Below are 14,887 nucleotides of genomic sequence, written 5' to 3' on the forward strand. Positions count from 1 at the left end.
GGACATGACCGACTCCGGTCACACGGGTGGGCTACGTGAGTTCCTCTCGCACTCGGCGGGGGCGGTGGCCCTGGTCTGTGGACTGTTCTTCCTCCTGTCGTTCATGTACCTGGGGGGCACCGCGGATCCGCAGTCCCACGCGAGGTACATCCCCGTGGCGGTGGTGGACGAGGACGTCGCCGCGACCCTGGAGACCCCGATCGGTCCGCGTGGTCTCGACATGGGGTCGCGTATCACCGCGGGGCTGCTCCAGAACAACGACTGGGGGAGGGTCCGGCTGCACGTGGTGGATCCGGAGGCCGCCGAGGAGGGCCTCCGGGACGGCACGTACTTCGGTGCGGTCCGTATCCCACCCGAACTGAGCGGGCGGGTGGCCGGGCTCGTCGAGGCCGCGGCGACGGAGGCGGGCGACGCGGCGGGGCCACCCGAACGCGCCCGCATCTCACTCGAGTACTCGCCACGCGTGTCCATCGTCTCCGGTCAGGTCATGAACACCATGGCGGACGCGATGCAGGAATCGTTCCACGACCGGATGGGGACCGAACTGCTGTCGCAGTCCCGGCTGCTGGCCGAGGCCGAGGGCAGGACCGTCGGCGCCGCGGCCGCGGTCGCGCTCTCCGATCCGGTGGCGATCGACGTCGTCGCGTGGAACCCGCTGCCGGACGGGGTGTCGAACGCGTCGCTCCCGATGTTCTACGCGCTGGTCGTGATCCTGGCGGGATTCACCGGGGCGATGATCATCTCCGCCCTCCTCGACGCCCGTCTCGGCTTCATCCCGCTGGAGATCGGGCCGGTGGCGCTCCATGTCCACGTGGCGCCGTTCGGGCGGCTCCAGACACTGGCCCGCAAGTGGGTGGTCACGCTGATCACGGCGCCGCTCGTCTCGGGGCTCGTCCTGTGGGTGGCGGACATCATCGGTGTCACCGGGTACGACCCGTGGGACATGTTCTGGTTCTCGAACCTGGTCATCGTCGCGGTCGGGGTGTGTGCGCACACGATCATCGCTGCTGTCGGCAACGCCGGTCTGCTCGTGAACCTCGTGGTGTTCGTGGTGCTGGGCATCCCCACCTCGGGCGGCGCCACCCCGACCGAGATGCTCCCGCGGGTGTTCGTCGCCATCGGGACACTGCAGCCGATGCACCAGGCCTACCTCGGGCTGCGGTCGATCATGTTCTTCGACTCCGGGTGGGAGGCGGGTCTCGGACACGCGGTCCGGGTCCTCGGCGGCTGGGCGGTCGCAGGACTCGTCGTGGGTGTGGCGGTCACCGTCGTCTACGAGCGGATGGGTATGCGACGCCAGGCCGTGGCCGACCGGGTCCCCGCCGGCCGCGGGGTGACCGGCGGAGCGGGAGGGTCAGGCGGAGCGCAAGGGTCAGGCGGACTCGGGTCCGCTCGCGGCGTACGGGTCGCGGATACGGCCACGGCTGGCGCCGGACAGCCGCGGGAGGTCGTGGAACGAGACCCCGCCCATCGGGAGTGACGTGTCAGAGGTGGTCACGAGCCGGGCGAACCCACGCTTGGGGAACATCACACCCCTGACCTCGTCCCACGGCACGGACCGTCGGGAGCGCCAGGACGACAGGTGGACACCGTCCTCGTCCAGTCGGGTCCAGGTCCGGGCCACCCACCAACCGAAGGCGACGGGGAGCAGCACCAGCCAGCCCAGGGCGACGGGGTAGGACGTGACGGGCCAGAGAATCGCCAGCACGAAAATGGCGATGACGACGTACGACATCGGGTTGACCCGGAAGAGGGCGTGATCGCGGGGGCTCGACTCCGGGACGGGAGCTCTGAAAGGGGCACTCATGATGCCTCCAGTCTGGCATGGCCCACATAGTGGGATCGATGTTCCACGAGTTGACGCTGCCGTCGGCCGCGGCCTAGTCTGGGCCTCGTGAACACCTGGAACGGTCTCGTACTCGGCCGGCGCGTCGGCGCCTGAGCCCTACCTGGCTTTCCGTCGACGCGCACCCTCGCCGGCCTTTCGTGGCCGACGGGGGTTTTTTGTTGCCGGGTCAGACCGCGGTCAGAGAAATCCACGATCACGCCCGACCACGAACCACGGCTCCACGACCAGCATGAAGGACAGTTGAAGTGAGCGCACCAACGGCACAGCCCGGACCCCGTCCGGGTGCAGAGCAGAAGGCCCGGTCCGCGGCCCCAGAGCGGATGACGGGGGCCCAGGCCGTCGTCCGGTCCCTCGAGGAGATCGGCACCGAGGTCGTCTTCGGCATCCCCGGCGGGGCCATCCTGCCGGTCTACGACCCGCTCTACGACTCGGCCAAGGTCCGGCACGTCCTGGTCCGGCACGAGCAGGGCGCCGGTCACGCAGCGACCGGCTACGCCCAGGCGACCGGAAGGGTCGGCGTCTGCATGGCGACCTCGGGCCCCGGCGCCACCAACCTGGTGACCCCGCTCGCGGACGCGCAGATGGACTCGGTCCCGATCGTGGCGATCACGGGTCAGGTCGGGACCGCACTCATCGGCACGGACGGTTTCCAGGAAGCCGACATCTCGGGCATCACCATGCCGATCACCAAGCACAACTTCCTCGTGTCCCACGGCGAGGACATCCCGCGGATGATCGCCGAGGCGTTCCACATCGCGCAGACCGGTCGCCCCGGCGCTGTGCTCGTGGACATCCCCAAGGACGTCCTGCAGGCCGAGATGACGTTCTCGTGGCCGCCGGAGATGAAGCTGCCCGGCTACCGGCCCGTCACCAAGCCGCACGGCAAGCAGATCCGTGAGGCCGCCCGGATGATCGGCAAGGCCAGGCGCCCGGTGCTGTATGTCGGCGGCGGCGTCATCAAGGCCGACGCCTCCGCGGAGCTCATGGCGCTCGCCGAGCTGACCGGCATCCCGGTCGTGACCACGCTCATGGCGCGCGGGGCGTTCCCGGATTCCCACCGGCTGCACTACGGCATGCCGGGGATGCACGGAACCGTCGCCGCCGTCGCGGCGCTGCAGCGGTCCGACCTGCTGGTCACCCTGGGCGCCCGGTTCGACGACCGGGTCACCGGTCGTCTCGACACCTTCGCCCCGGACGCCAAGGTCATCCACGCCGACATCGACCCGGCCGAGATCGGCAAGAACCGAGCCGTCGACGTGCCGATCGTCGGCGACATCAAGGAGGTCCTCGTCGAGCTCGTCGAGACGCTGCGCGGCGCGCGCGAATCCGGCACGCTGGGCGAGCCCGCCGTGTGGGTCGGTGAGCTGGACGAGATCCGCAGTGAGTTCCCGCTTGGCTACGGCCCGCAGTCGGACGGCTCCCTGTCTCCCGAGTACGTCATCGAGCGGCTGAGCGCCGCCGCCGGCCCGGACGCCGTGTACTGCGCGGGCGTCGGCCAGCACCAGATGTGGGCGGCCCAGTTCGTCCAGTACGAGAAGCCGCGCACGTGGCTGAACTCGGGCGGCCTGGGGACCATGGGGTACGCGGTCCCCGCGGCGATGGGTGCCAAGTTCGGCCGTCAGGACGCCGAGGTCTGGGCCATCGACGGCGACGGCTGCTTCCAGATGACGAACCAGGAGCTGGCCACCTGCGCCATCGAGGGCGCACCCATCAAGGTGGCGCTGATCAACAACGGCAACCTCGGCATGGTCCGTCAGTGGCAGACACTGTTCTACGAGGAGCGGTACTCGCAGACCGACCTGTCGACCCACTCCATGCACATCCCGGACTTCGTCAAGCTCGGCGAGGCCCTGGGCTGCGTGGCGCTGCGGTGTGAGCGCGCCGAGGACGTCGACGACGTGATCGCACAGGCCCGCGCGATCAACGACCGCCCGGTCCTCATCGACTTCATCGTGGGCAAGGACGCCCAGGTGTGGCCGATGGTCGCGGCGGGCACGTCCAACGACGAGATCATGGCGGCCCGGGACATCCGGCCGCTGTTCGACGACACCGACTCCGTGGCGGACGACGCCGCGGACATCCACGAGGCGACCGAGCGGATCGACGCCGCGGTGATCGCCGCCGAGGAGGAGGACCAGTGAGCGCTCGCTCCCACACCCTGAGCGTGCTGGTGGAGGACAAGCCTGGCGTGCTCGCGCGCGTCTCGTCGCTGTTCTCCCGGCGCGGGTTCAACATCGAGTCGCTGGCCGTGGGCCCGACCGAGACCGAAGGCCTGTCGCGCATGACCATCGTCGTGAACGTCGAGGACTTCCCGCTCGAGCAGGTGACCAAACAGCTCAACAAGCTCGTCAACGTCATCAAGATCGTCGAGCAGGATCCGGCCGGCTCGGTGGCCCGCGAGCTCACTCTCGTCAAGGTCCGCGCCGACGCCACCAACCGCGGTCAGATCGTGGAGATCGCGAGTCTATTCCGCGCACACATCGTGGACGTCTCACCCGAGTCGCTCACTCTCGAGGCCACGGGTACCCCCGACAAGCTCGACGCGCTGCTGCGGATGCTCGACGGCTACGGGATCCGCGAGATCGTGCAGTCCGGCATGGTCGCGCTCGGACGCGGCCCCAAGTCCATCAACACCACTCGATAGTCTCGACTCCTACACAAGTCTCGACTTCACGAAACAACACGAAGGGAATCCACCATGGCAGTGGAGATGTTCTACGACGACTCGGCGGATCTGTCGCTGATCCAGGGCCGCAAGGTCGCCGTCATCGGGTACGGCTCGCAGGGGCACGCGCACTCGCTCAGCCTGCGCGACTCCGGAGTCGAGGTCGCGATCGGCCTGCGTGAGGGCTCCAAGTCCCGCGCGAAGGCCGAAGAGGCCGGCCTCAAGGTCATGACCGCCGCCGAGGCCACCAAGTGGGCCGACGTCATCATGCTGCTCGCCCCCGACACCTCGCAGGCGCAGATCTTCACCGAGGACATCGAGCCCAACCTGAGCGACGGCGACGCGCTGTTCTTCGGTCACGGCCTCAACATCCACTTCGGCCTCATCAAGCCGGCGGAGAACATCACCATCGCGATGGTCGCCCCCAAGGGCCCCGGTCACCTCGTGCGTCGTCAGTTCGTCGACGGCAAGGGCGTCCCGGCGCTCATCGCCGTCGAGCAGGACCCGAAGGGCGAGGGCGAGGCGCTCGCGCTGTCCTACGCAAAGGCCATCGGCGGCACCCGCGCCGGCGTGATCAAGACCACCTTCAAGGACGAGACCGAGACCGACCTGTTCGGTGAGCAGGCCGTGCTGTGCGGCGGCACCGAGGAGCTCGTCAAGACGGGCTTCGAGGTCATGGTCGAGGCCGGCTACGAGCCGGAGCTCGCCTACTTCGAGGTGCTCCACGAGCTCAAGCTCATCGTCGATCTCATGTACGAGGGCGGCATCGCGCGCATGAACTACTCGGTGTCCGACACCGCGGAGTTCGGCGGCTACCTCTCCGGCCCGCGGGTCATCGACGCCGGCACCAAGGAGCGCATGAAGGAGATCCTGTCCGACATCCAGGACGGCACCTTCACCAAGCGCCTCGTGGCCAACGTCGAGGGCGGCAATAAGGAGCTTGAGCAGCTCCGCAAGGAGAACGCCGAGCACCCGATCGAGGTCACCGGCCAGAAGCTGCGCGACCTCATGAGCTGGGTCGACCGGCCGATCACGGAGACTGCCTGAGGGTCCGCGGGTCCGACCCGGTGAAGCCCCTGTAGGGTCCACCGGGATCGATTCCCGACTTCAGCAGGAGGACCGCCGTGCGCCACTTCAACCGAGGAGTGGGTGCGGCGGTCCTCGCCGTTTCCCTGGTGGGGACGACCGTGGCGTGTACGTCCGACCCCGGTGACGGCGGACCGAGAACCGAAGCCGCCCCGGTGGAGGGCACGCGGGTCGCCGCCGACGCCGACGGGTCCGGCGTGGAGACCACGAGACTGCTCATCGAGTCCGCCCCGGTGGTCGTGGTGGCAGCCCCGGACGCCGCCGCGCAGGCGCGCGCCGCCTCCGTCGCGGTCGGGTTGCACGCACCGATGCTCACCGCCGTCGAGGGCGGGGACGCGGCATTGGCCGACGAGGTGTCGCGACTCGGCGCCGAGCGGGTGTTGCGGGTCGGGCAGGTGGCCTTCACACCCGACGACGGCGAGGTGGTCGACGCCCCGGGAGGTCGGCCGGAGCTCGAGGAGCTGACCGGGATCACGTTCGACTCCGAGGTCGAGGTCCCGCCGGGGCGGATCGACGACGTCACCGTCCACCAGGTGCCGGGTACGCCTGCGCTGATGACGGCCGGGGAGATCACCGCTGCCGACGGCGCGGGCGCGGCCCCCGATCCGTTCGACAGCGGCGAACCCGCATGGGACGGCGAGGGCGCACCCAGCGTGCTCGTGTACGACGAGACGCCGGTCGCGGCGGTCGCGACGGCAGTGGCCGTCGGGGCGGCGGTGTCCCACCTCCGTACCCCGGACCCGCGGGTCGACGGCGGGTCCGTGGAGGCGGTGCGGGACGCCGAGGCGGTCTACGCGCTCGGGCCCGGGTGGGGCACCGAGGACGAACTCGAGGACCGGGTGGAGACGGCGCGGACGGTTCCCGAACTGCCGGGCGGCGGACAGCTGCTGTTCCCGGGCCGGCGGTTCGTGGCCGCCTACGGGTCGCCGATCACCCCTGCCCTGGGGATCCTCGGCGAGCAGGGACCAGAGGAGAGCGTGGCGCGGGTTCAGCAGTTGGTCGGGGAGTACCAGCCGCACTCCCCGGAACCGGTCATCCCGGCGTTCGAGATCATCGCGACGGTCGCCTCGACGTCCGCCGGACCCGACGGCAACTACACCAACGAGTGGGACCCGCAGGAGTTCGTCCCGCTGATCGACGCCATCACCGACGCCGGCGGGTACGCGGTGATCGACCTCCAGCCCGGCATGGCCGACCTCCTCGATCAGGCGAGGATCTTCGAGGAGTTGCTCACCCGCCCGAACGTCGGACTCGCGCTCGACCCCGAGTGGAAGCTCGAGCCGGGACAACAGCCGGGCGCGCAGATCGGGTCGGTGGACGCCGAGGAGATCAACCGGGTCACCGACTGGCTGGCGGACCTGACCCGGGACAGCGGAGGGCCACAGAAGCTCCTCATCCTCCACCAGTTCAGCATGGCCATGATCGACGACCGCGACCAGATCGACACCTCCAGGCCGGAGGTGTCAATCGTCCTGCACGCCGACGGTCACGGCACCCCGGACCTGAAGATGGAGACGTGGGACGTCCTGCGCAGCGGGCTGCCGTCCGGCATCCGGATGGCGTGGAAGAACTTCTATGACGAGGACACCCCCACGTTCACGCCCGAGCAGACCATGGCGGTCGAGCCCCGGCCGTGGTTCGTGTCCTACCAGTGATTCGCTTCCTACCAGCGAGTCGGTAACCCGCCGAGGATGCGCTCCGCCACGTGCTGCCCGGCCATGCCGTGCACGCCCGGGCCGGGAGGGGTCGAGCCGGAGGCGTGCCACACCCCGGGAATGCCGGTCGCGAACGGGTCGGCCCGCGGCACCGGGCGGGCGATGAGCCCCCGCAGGTCCACGCGTCCCGCCGCGATGTCCCCACCGGCGTTATTGGCATTGTGCTCGGCCATCCGGTCCGCGGGCGTGCAGTGGGCGGCCACGACCACGTCCCGCACCCCCGGCGCGACCGCCTCGAGCGCGGCGAGCACCTGCTCGGTCTGGTCACGGTCGGAGAACGCGGGCACGTGCGCGTAGGTCCACAGTGGACGTCGACCGTCCGGGGCGATTCGTCCCGGGTCGGTCACCCACGGCTGGGAGACGAGGATCATGGGCCGATCGGCGTGCCGACCGGCGGCGACCTCGCGCTCGGCGGCCGCGATGGCATGGGAATCCCCACCCAGGTGGACAGTGCCGGCGTCGGCGAGCCGGCCGTCGCGCCACGGAACCGGGCCAGACAGGACCAGGTCGACCTTCGCCGCGGCCCCGCCGACCGGCGCCTCCAGGAGTCTGCGTGCGCGGCGGGCCACGGCCGGAGAGGGCGAGGATGCCATGAGGATCTCGCCGAGGATCCGGGAGGACGTGTTGAAGACGACGTCCCGGGCGTCGAGCCGTGCCAGCGAATCCACGCCGACCCCGGTGCGGATCTCCCCCCCGGCATCCCGGATCGCCTCGGCCAGTGCGGCGGTGATGGCCCCGCTGCCGCCGACCGGCAGCGTCCAGCCGAGCGGCGAGTGGAGCAACGAGCCCAGGACGAGGCCGACCCCCGTCGCGGCGGGGGAGGACAGCGGGGTGATCGCGTGGGCCGAGATCCCGGACAGCAGCGTCCGTCCGTCCGGACCGAGGGGATCGCCGACCACACCGCGGGGGTGGGCGCGGACGAACGCCGCGCCGAGCGCCGCGGTCGCCCCCAGGTGCGGGACCGAGCGCTGATCGGACAGGGCCGTGGCGACGACGTCCTCCGCCCTGCGACCCAGGGGGCCCATGAGGCTCCACCACCGGTCGGCCTCCGCGCGCGACCCCAGGCCCTCTGCGAGGGCGGCGGGGGATGGGGACGCGGGAACGACGATCGCGTCGCGGGCCGGCAGTGCGTGAGCCAGTTGAACGGGGGGAGTGAGCATCTCGACCCCGTGGGCCGGCAGGTCGAACCCACGGAAGAACGGGGATGCCCCCGCCATGGGGTGCACGGCCGAGCACGGATCCACCAGCAACCCGTTCACGACGTCCTCCGGGATGCCGGTCGCGATATCGCCCATCGGCAGGGTTCGGCACCCGCCACCGATGGTCTCCTGGGCTTCCAGCACCACCACCCGCCGCCCGGCCCGCGCACACAACAGCGCGGCAGCCAGGCCGTTGGGGCCGGAGCCCACCACGACGACGTCCGCACGCACGGTCCCCGCCGCGCTCATTCGAAGACCGCCAGACCGTAGGCGCGTCGCAGTTGCTCCAGCAGGTCCTCCTGTGACCGGGCCTGTTCGGCCAGTCCCAGCAGCAGCCGGCCGGTGTCGGGACCGCCGGGGTCGTCGTCGTCGCCGCTGTCTTCGTCGTCGCTGCTGTCATCGTCGTCGCAGTTGTCGTCGTTGCTGGCGTCGGGTTCCGCTCCGGACCTCCCGGCAGCGGACGCCGGGCCGTCCGCGACCCACGACGCGGCGAGCAACTCCCACATCGAGCGCTTCGCAACCACGAGGGTGCGCAGCGCCTCCAGGACCGCGAGCCGGGCCAGAGGATCGCGCACCACCGTGCCCACCGGCAGTGCGGTGAGGCTGACCGCGGCGGACCACCGCACCAGCCGACGGCCCGGGGCCCCCAGAGGTGAGAGCACCGCCAACAGGCGGGCGGCGGTGTCGATCTCCTCCTCGAACTCTCGGCGCAGCGGAACCAACCGCACCCGGTCCTCCGGATCGACCGCACTGATGCAGCGGTCCAGGACGCTGCGCCCCACCGCGGCGCCGTACAGGTGGGCCCGCAGATACATCGCCACCGCCGTCGGGCCGCGTGCCGGGGCCAGCACGGGCAACCAGGGGTCGGGGAAGCGGACCGGCGGCTGGGCCGACCGGGGAGTGCGGGGCATCGGTGCTCCGTTCGTCGCGCGGCGGTGGTCACGTCGGGTCGCCGACCCTCGTCACGGTAGGCGTCCGGGCGCGTACCGGCCACTGCTCGGCGCCGGTGACAGGTGCCCTAGACTGGCCGTGCCCGAAAAGACACCGAGGAGAACCCACTGTGACAGCATCCGGACGGCCCGTCGTCCTCATCGCCGACAAGCTCGCCCAGTCGACCGTCGACGCGCTCGGCGACGCCGTGGAGGTCCGCTGGGTGGACGGCCCGGATCGCCCCAAGCTGCTCGAGGCGGTCGCCGACGCCGACGCACTGCTCGTGCGCTCGGCCACCACCGTCGACGCCGAGGTGCTCGCCGCCGCGCCGAACCTCAAGATCATCGGGCGCGCGGGCGTCGGCCTGGACAACGTCGAGATCCCCGCCGCCACCGAGCGCGGCGTCATGGTGGTCAACGCGCCCACCTCCAACATCCACTCGGCCGCCGAGCACGCGGTCGCGCTGCTCATGTCCGCCTGCCGCCAGATCCCAGCCGCGGACCGCACCCTGCGCGAGCACACCTGGAAGCGCAGTTCCTTCAACGGCGTCGAACTGCTCGGCAAGACCGTCGGCGTCGTGGGCCTGGGCCGCATCGGCCAGCTCGTGGCGCAGCGACTCGCCGCCTTCGAGACCAACCTCATCGCCTACGACCCCTACCTGCCCGCCGCCCGCGCGGCGCAGCTGGGTATCGAGCTGGTCGACATCGACGAGCTGGTCTCCCGCGCCGACATCATCACGATGCACCTGCCCAAGACCAAGGAGACCGCCGGTCTCTTCGACGCCGAGCGGCTGGCCCGTGCCAAGGACGGCGTCGTGATCGTCAACGCCGCCCGCGGCGGTCTGATCGTCGAGGACGCGCTCGTCGACGCCCTGAAGTCCGGCAAGGTCCGCTCCGCGGCGCTCGACGTGTTCGACACCGAGCCGTGCACCGACTCGCCGCTCTTCGAGCTCGAGAACACCGTCGTCACGCCGCACCTCGGCGCCTCCACCAGCGAGGCGCAGGACCGCGCCGGCACCGACGTCGCCCGCAGTGTGCTGCTCGCCCTGCGCGGGGAGTTCGTCCCCGACGCCGTCAACGTCACCGGTGGTCCCGTCGGCGACGAGGTCGCACCCTGGCTCGACCTCGTCCGCAAGCTCGGACTGGTCGCCGGCCACCTGTGCCCGGGTATCCCGACGACCGTCCGGATCGACGTCGCCGGCGAGCTCGCATCCGAGCAGGTCGACGTTCTCGGGCTGGCCGCCCTGCGCGGCATGTTCTCCGCGATCACCGACGAGCCCGCGACCTTCGTCAACGTCGGCCAGATGGCCGAGCAGCGGGGGGTCACCCACTCGGTGGAGACCCACAGCGAGTCCAAGTCCTACCGCAGCACCGTCACCGTCACGGCCGTGGCCGCGGATGGCGCGTCGGCCGATGTCACCGGCACGCTGGCCGGCCTGGACCAGGTGCAGAAGATCGTCCGGATCAACGAGCGCGGGTTCGACCTGCGCGCCGAGGGCCAGAACCTGTTCGTCCACTACTCCGACCGCCCGGGCGTGCTCGGCAAGGTGGGCTCCATCCTCGGCGGGGAGGGCATCGACATCCAGGCCGCCGCACTGAGCCAGGACGCCTCCGGCGAGGGCGCGTCGCTGATCCTGCGGGTCGACCGCACGGTCGCCGAGCCGACCGTCGACCGGATCGTCTCCGAGCTCGACGCCACCGCGACCCAGATCAACCTGGTCTGAGCGGGGACGACGACATCATGAAGCTCGCAGTCATCCCCGGCGACGGTATCGGCGTCGAGGTCACGGCCGAGGCACTGAAGGTGCTCGACGCGCTGGTCCCCGGTGTCGAGAAGACCGACTACGACCTCGGCGCGCGCCGGTACCTCCGCAACGGCGAGACCCTGACGGACGCGGACGTGGAGAGCCTCCGAGGCCACGACGCGATCCTGCTGGGTGCCATCGGTGATCCCCGCTCCGTGCCGGCCGGCGTGCTCGAGCGGGGCATGCTGCTCCCGCTGCGGTTCGCACTCGACCACCACGTCAACCTGCGGCCCTCCCGGCTCTTCCCAGGGTCGGCCACCCCGCTGAAGGACCCGGGCGAGATCGACTTCGTCGTCGTCCGCGAGGGCACCGAGGGGCTCTACACCGGTAACGGCGGTGCGATCCGTGTGGGGACACCGCACGAGATCGGTACCGAGACCTCGGTCAACACCCGGTACGGCGTGGAGCGCGTGGTCCGCGACGCGTTCTCCCGTGCGCAGTCGCGTCGCAACAAGCTCACCCTGGTCCACAAGACCAACGTGCTCGTCAACGCCGGTGGGCTGTGGCAGCGCACCATCGACGAGGTGGCTCCGGAGTTCCCCGGGGTCGAGGTGGACTACTGCCACATCGACGCCGCCACCATCTACATGGTCACCGATCCGTCCCGGTTCGACGTGATCGTCACCGACAACCTCTTCGGCGACATCATCACCGACCTCGCGGCCGCGGTCACCGGAGGCATCGGCACCGCGGCGTCGGGCAACATCGACGCCTCCGGGACCAACCCGTCCATGTTCGAGCCCGTCCACGGTTCGGCCCCGGACATCGCCGGACAGGGCAAGGCCGACCCCACCGCCGCCATCCTGTCCGTGGCACTGCTGCTGCGCCACCTCGGTCACACGGCCGAGGCCGATCGAGTGGAGGCGGCCGTCGAGGCGGACCTCGGCTCGCGCGGCGACGCCCCGATCGTCACCTCCGAGGTGGGCGACCGGATCGTCGCGGCCGTCAGCGGGTAGACCACCGCCCCGCTGACCCCACGTCCGGACCCCGGCCCGCGGGTGTGAATCGCGAGAAGTGATCACACCGCGGGCCGTCGGCGTCCACAGTGGTGGAATGGACGTCGAACTCGCCGAGGTGCGGGACTTCCTCGCGCGCTGCGCTCCTTTCGACGAGCTGCCCGGAGAGGTGCTCGACCGCCTGCCCGCGCGGCTCAGTCAGCGCTACCACCGGCGGGGGACCGTCATTCTGGAGGCGGGGGACGCGAACGACACCCTCCACATCATCCGCACGGGCGCCGTCGAGGTGTGCGACCCGGGCGGTGCCCTGCTCGACGCGCGCGACGAGGGTGACTGCTTCGGCTACTCGACGCTGACCGGTTCCGGCCCGTCGCGGTACCGCATGGAGGCGGTCGCGGACACCCTGCTGCTCGAGATGCCGCGCGAGGTGTTCGACGAGCTCGCGGCCGCCCACCCCGGTATCCGCGACTTTTTCGGTGCGCGGAGCGATCGGATCCGCCAGGACCTCGCCTCCGCCCGGGTCGCCGCGGCCGGGGGAGACCCGCTGAGCACACCGGTGGGCGATCTCCTCACCCGCGACGCGGTCACCACGGGGCCCGGGACCACCATCCTCGAGGCGGCGCAGATCATGTCGCGGGAACGCGTCTCCGCGCTGCTCGTGGTGGAGGACGGACGCGTGGTCGGCATCTTCACCGATCGCGACCTGCGCTCGAAGGTGGTCGCGGTCGGCGGTGACACCGCGGCGCCGGTGTCGACGATCATGACCCACGACCCGGTCTCGGTGGACGCCCGGACCCGCGCGTTCGACGCGACCCTGCTCCAGATCGAACGCGGCGTCCATCACCTGCCGGTGTGCGAGGAGGGCGCCCCCGCGGGCATGGTCACGAGCGGGGACCTGCTCCGTCTGGCGCAGGCGGACCCCGTCTATCTGGCCGCGCGGATCTCGCGGGCCCCCGACACCGAGACGGTGGCGGAACTGTCCGCCCGGTTGCTGCCGCTGGTCGGCGAGTTCATCCGGCGGGGCACCACGCCGCGGGATATCGGCCGGGTCGTCACCGCCACCGCCGACGCGGCGACGCGGCGCCTGATAGCGCTGGCGGAGGCCGAACTCGGACGGCCTCCCGTGCCGTACTGCTGGGTGGGACTCGGTTCCCAGGCCCGGGGTGAGCTCGGGGTGTCCAGCGACCAGGACAACGCGCTGATCCTCGACGACAGGGCAGGCGGGGTCCCCGGCTCCGACGAGTACTTCGCGGAACTCGCCGACCGCGTCTGCACGGGACTCGACCGGGCGGGCTTCCCGCTCTGCCCCGGTGGGGTGATGGCGACCAACCCCCGGTGGCGCCGGACCTGCGCGGAGTGGGAGGGGACGGTACGGGACTGGGTCGGGGCCCCCGAAGCCGACGCGGTGCTGCACAGTCAGGTGTTCTTCGACCTCCGTCCCGTCCACGGTGAAAGCGGACTCGCCGCCCGCGTCCAGCGCGAGATGCTCGTCCGCTCGAAGGGCAGCCCGCGCTTCCAGGCGCATCTGGCCCGGATCGCGTGTGAGTGGCAGCCGCCACTCGGTTTCCTGCGCGGACTCGTCGTCGCGAGCCGGGGCGAGTACCGCAACACCCTGGACCTCAAGGCCGGGGGGATCGCGCCCGTCGTCCAGATCGCGCGTCTGTACGCCCTGTCCGCGGGACTGGACGAGGTGTCGACCCTCGGCCGGCTCGACGCGGCGGCCACCGCCGGGGTGATCGCCCGCTCGGATGCCGAGAACCTCATCGAGGCGTTCCGGTTCCTGCGCGGGCTGGCCTTGCGCCACCACGCACGTCAGATCCAGGAGCACTCGGACCTCGACAACAACGTGGACCCGTCGACCCTCGGCACCAAGGACCGCCATCGGCTCCGGGCGGCGTTCCGGATCATCGCGGGAGCGCAGAGCGCGCTGCAGATCCGATACCGGGTCGGACAGATGTGATGGTCCTGCCACGGCTGACCGCGGCCGGCCGCCGGAGGAGTGCCGCCCGCCGGGCCCCCGACGGGCCACTGCGGCGATTTCTGGAGACACCGCCGCCGGATCCGACCACTCCGCTCGAGGACCTGTCCCTCCTCGCGGTGGACGTCGAGACCACCGGGCTCGATCCCCGGCACGACCGGGTCCTGGCGGTCGGGTTCGTCCCCGTCGACGGGGACCGGATCGTCCTGGGCGGAGCGGGATCGGTGCTGCTGCGTCCCGATCACGGTCCGGACGACGACGACGGGGTGGGGCAGAGTGCCACCGTGCACGGACTCATGGACGACACGATGGCCACCGGGGAGGATGTCGAGGACGTCCTGGACCGGGTGTTCACGGCTCTGACCGGGCGGGTGTTGGTCGCGCACTACTGCCCGATAGAGGTCGACTTCCTGCGAGCGTTGTGTCGGCGCACGTTCGGCATCCGGCCACCACTGGAGTCCGTCGACACCCTGGAACTGCACCGGCGGGTCCTGGGCGGGGGCGTCGACATGGGCTTCACCGCCGACCCGTCGCCCGAGAGGCTGCGGCTCTGGGGTGCTCGCGAGAGGTACGGGTTGCCGCAGTACCGCGCACACGACCCGCTGGTCGACGCCCTCGCCTGCGCCGAGCTGTACCTCGCACAGGTCACCGAGCTCCGCGACCGTGGGGCGCGAACGCTGCGGGACCTGCGGACCGCCTAGGATC

At 71.0% G+C, this 14,887-nt stretch carries 12 protein-coding genes; 9 read left to right on the forward strand and 3 right to left on the reverse strand.

Annotated features, from left to right (window positions below; genetic code table 11):
* Nucleotides 1–4: 4 nt before the first annotated feature.
* The gene (locus tag CK206_RS01315) at nt 5–1,480 is read left to right on the forward strand and encodes a YhgE/Pip domain-containing protein (RefSeq protein WP_227022020.1); all 1,476 of its coding nucleotides are present in this window, start codon (nt 5–7) and stop codon (nt 1,478–1,480) included.
* Here CK206_RS01315 and CK206_RS01320 read toward each other — a convergent pair.
* Nucleotides 1,373–1,807: a PH domain-containing protein gene (locus tag CK206_RS01320; protein WP_083249449.1), complete on the reverse strand. Its 435-nt coding sequence runs from the start codon at nt 1,805–1,807 to the stop codon at nt 1,373–1,375. The genes CK206_RS01315 and CK206_RS01320 overlap by 108 nt on opposite strands.
* Before the next feature lie 287 nt (nt 1,808–2,094).
* Between CK206_RS01320 and CK206_RS01325 the strand changes: the two genes are divergently transcribed.
* The 4 genes from CK206_RS01325 (at nt 2,095) to CK206_RS01340 (ending at nt 7,255) form a co-directional block, all read left to right on the forward strand.
* Complete coding sequence (locus tag CK206_RS01325; protein WP_096905282.1) at nt 2,095–3,990, forward strand: acetolactate synthase large subunit; 1,896 nt, start codon at nt 2,095–2,097, stop codon at nt 3,988–3,990.
* Nucleotides 3,987–4,493: an acetolactate synthase small subunit gene (ilvN, locus tag CK206_RS01330; RefSeq protein ID WP_067718247.1), complete on the forward strand. Its 507-nt coding sequence runs from the start codon at nt 3,987–3,989 to the stop codon at nt 4,491–4,493. The genes CK206_RS01325 and ilvN overlap by 4 nt, the downstream gene beginning before the upstream one ends.
* Before the next feature lie 54 nt (nt 4,494–4,547).
* Nucleotides 4,548–5,561 (forward strand): ketol-acid reductoisomerase, encoded by a 1,014-nt coding sequence (gene ilvC, locus CK206_RS01335; protein WP_096905283.1) that lies wholly within the window; start codon nt 4,548–4,550, stop codon nt 5,559–5,561.
* A gap of 77 nt (nt 5,562–5,638) precedes the next feature.
* Nucleotides 5,639–7,255 (forward strand): hypothetical protein, encoded by a 1,617-nt coding sequence (locus CK206_RS01340; RefSeq protein ID WP_096905284.1) that lies wholly within the window; start codon nt 5,639–5,641, stop codon nt 7,253–7,255.
* An 8-nt stretch (nt 7,256–7,263) separates the two neighbouring features.
* Here the strand turns inward: CK206_RS01340 and CK206_RS01345 are convergent, their stop codons facing one another.
* Both CK206_RS01345 and CK206_RS01350 read right to left on the reverse strand, forming a co-directional pair.
* Nucleotides 7,264–8,763: an NAD(P)/FAD-dependent oxidoreductase gene (locus CK206_RS01345; protein WP_096905285.1), complete on the reverse strand. Its 1,500-nt coding sequence runs from the start codon at nt 8,761–8,763 to the stop codon at nt 7,264–7,266.
* Entirely contained in the window at nt 8,760–9,425 is a 666-nt protein-coding gene (locus CK206_RS01350) for a hypothetical protein (RefSeq protein ID WP_096905286.1), read from the reverse strand. The genes CK206_RS01345 and CK206_RS01350 overlap by 4 nt, the downstream gene beginning before the upstream one ends.
* Nucleotides 9,426–9,574: 149 nt before the next feature.
* Between CK206_RS01350 and serA the strand changes: the two genes are divergently transcribed.
* From serA to CK206_RS01370, 4 genes are all read left to right on the forward strand, one after another.
* Nucleotides 9,575–11,167 carry a phosphoglycerate dehydrogenase gene (gene serA, locus CK206_RS01355; protein WP_067718235.1) on the forward strand — a complete coding sequence of 531 codons (1,593 nt, stop codon included), beginning with the start codon at nt 9,575–9,577 and terminating at the stop codon, nt 11,165–11,167.
* Nucleotides 11,168–11,184: 17 nt separating this feature from the next.
* The gene (locus CK206_RS01360; RefSeq protein ID WP_096905287.1) at nt 11,185–12,204 is read left to right on the forward strand and encodes a 3-isopropylmalate dehydrogenase; all 1,020 of its coding nucleotides are present in this window, start codon (nt 11,185–11,187) and stop codon (nt 12,202–12,204) included.
* 97 nt (nt 12,205–12,301) lie between these two features.
* Nucleotides 12,302–14,164 carry a putative nucleotidyltransferase substrate binding domain-containing protein gene (locus CK206_RS01365; RefSeq protein WP_096905288.1) on the forward strand — a complete coding sequence of 621 codons (1,863 nt, stop codon included), beginning with the start codon at nt 12,302–12,304 and terminating at the stop codon, nt 14,162–14,164.
* Complete coding sequence (locus tag CK206_RS01370) at nt 14,164–14,883, forward strand: exonuclease domain-containing protein (protein WP_096905289.1); 720 nt, start codon at nt 14,164–14,166, stop codon at nt 14,881–14,883. The genes CK206_RS01365 and CK206_RS01370 overlap by 1 nt, the downstream gene beginning before the upstream one ends.
* Nucleotides 14,884–14,887 lie beyond the last annotated feature (4 nt).

The organism is Dietzia sp. WMMA184, assembly GCF_002441635.1.
GTDB classification, from domain to species: domain Bacteria; phylum Actinomycetota; class Actinomycetes; order Mycobacteriales; family Mycobacteriaceae; genus Dietzia; species Dietzia kunjamensis.

Bases quoted from the DNA above. Each gene is read 5' to 3' on its own strand.
- CK206_RS01345 (WP_096905285.1), bottom strand. From the start codon at position 8,763: ATGAGCGCGGCGGGGACCGTGCGTGCGGACGTCGTCGTGGTGGGCTCC.
- CK206_RS01360 (WP_096905287.1), top strand. From the start codon at position 11,185: ATGAAGCTCGCAGTCATCCCCGGCGACGGTATCGGCGTCGAGGTCACG.
- CK206_RS01315 (WP_227022020.1), top strand. From the start codon at position 5: ATGACCGACTCCGGTCACACGGGTGGGCTACGTGAGTTCCTCTCGCAC.
- CK206_RS01370 (WP_096905289.1), top strand. From the start codon at position 14,164: ATGGTCCTGCCACGGCTGACCGCGGCCGGCCGCCGGAGGAGTGCCGCC.
- CK206_RS01350 (WP_096905286.1), bottom strand. From the start codon at position 9,425: ATGCCCCGCACTCCCCGGTCGGCCCAGCCGCCGGTCCGCTTCCCCGAC.
- CK206_RS01320 (WP_083249449.1), bottom strand. From the start codon at position 1,807: ATGAGTGCCCCTTTCAGAGCTCCCGTCCCGGAGTCGAGCCCCCGCGAT.
- ilvC (WP_096905283.1), top strand. From the start codon at position 4,548: ATGGCAGTGGAGATGTTCTACGACGACTCGGCGGATCTGTCGCTGATC.
- CK206_RS01365 (WP_096905288.1), top strand. From the start codon at position 12,302: ATGGACGTCGAACTCGCCGAGGTGCGGGACTTCCTCGCGCGCTGCGCT.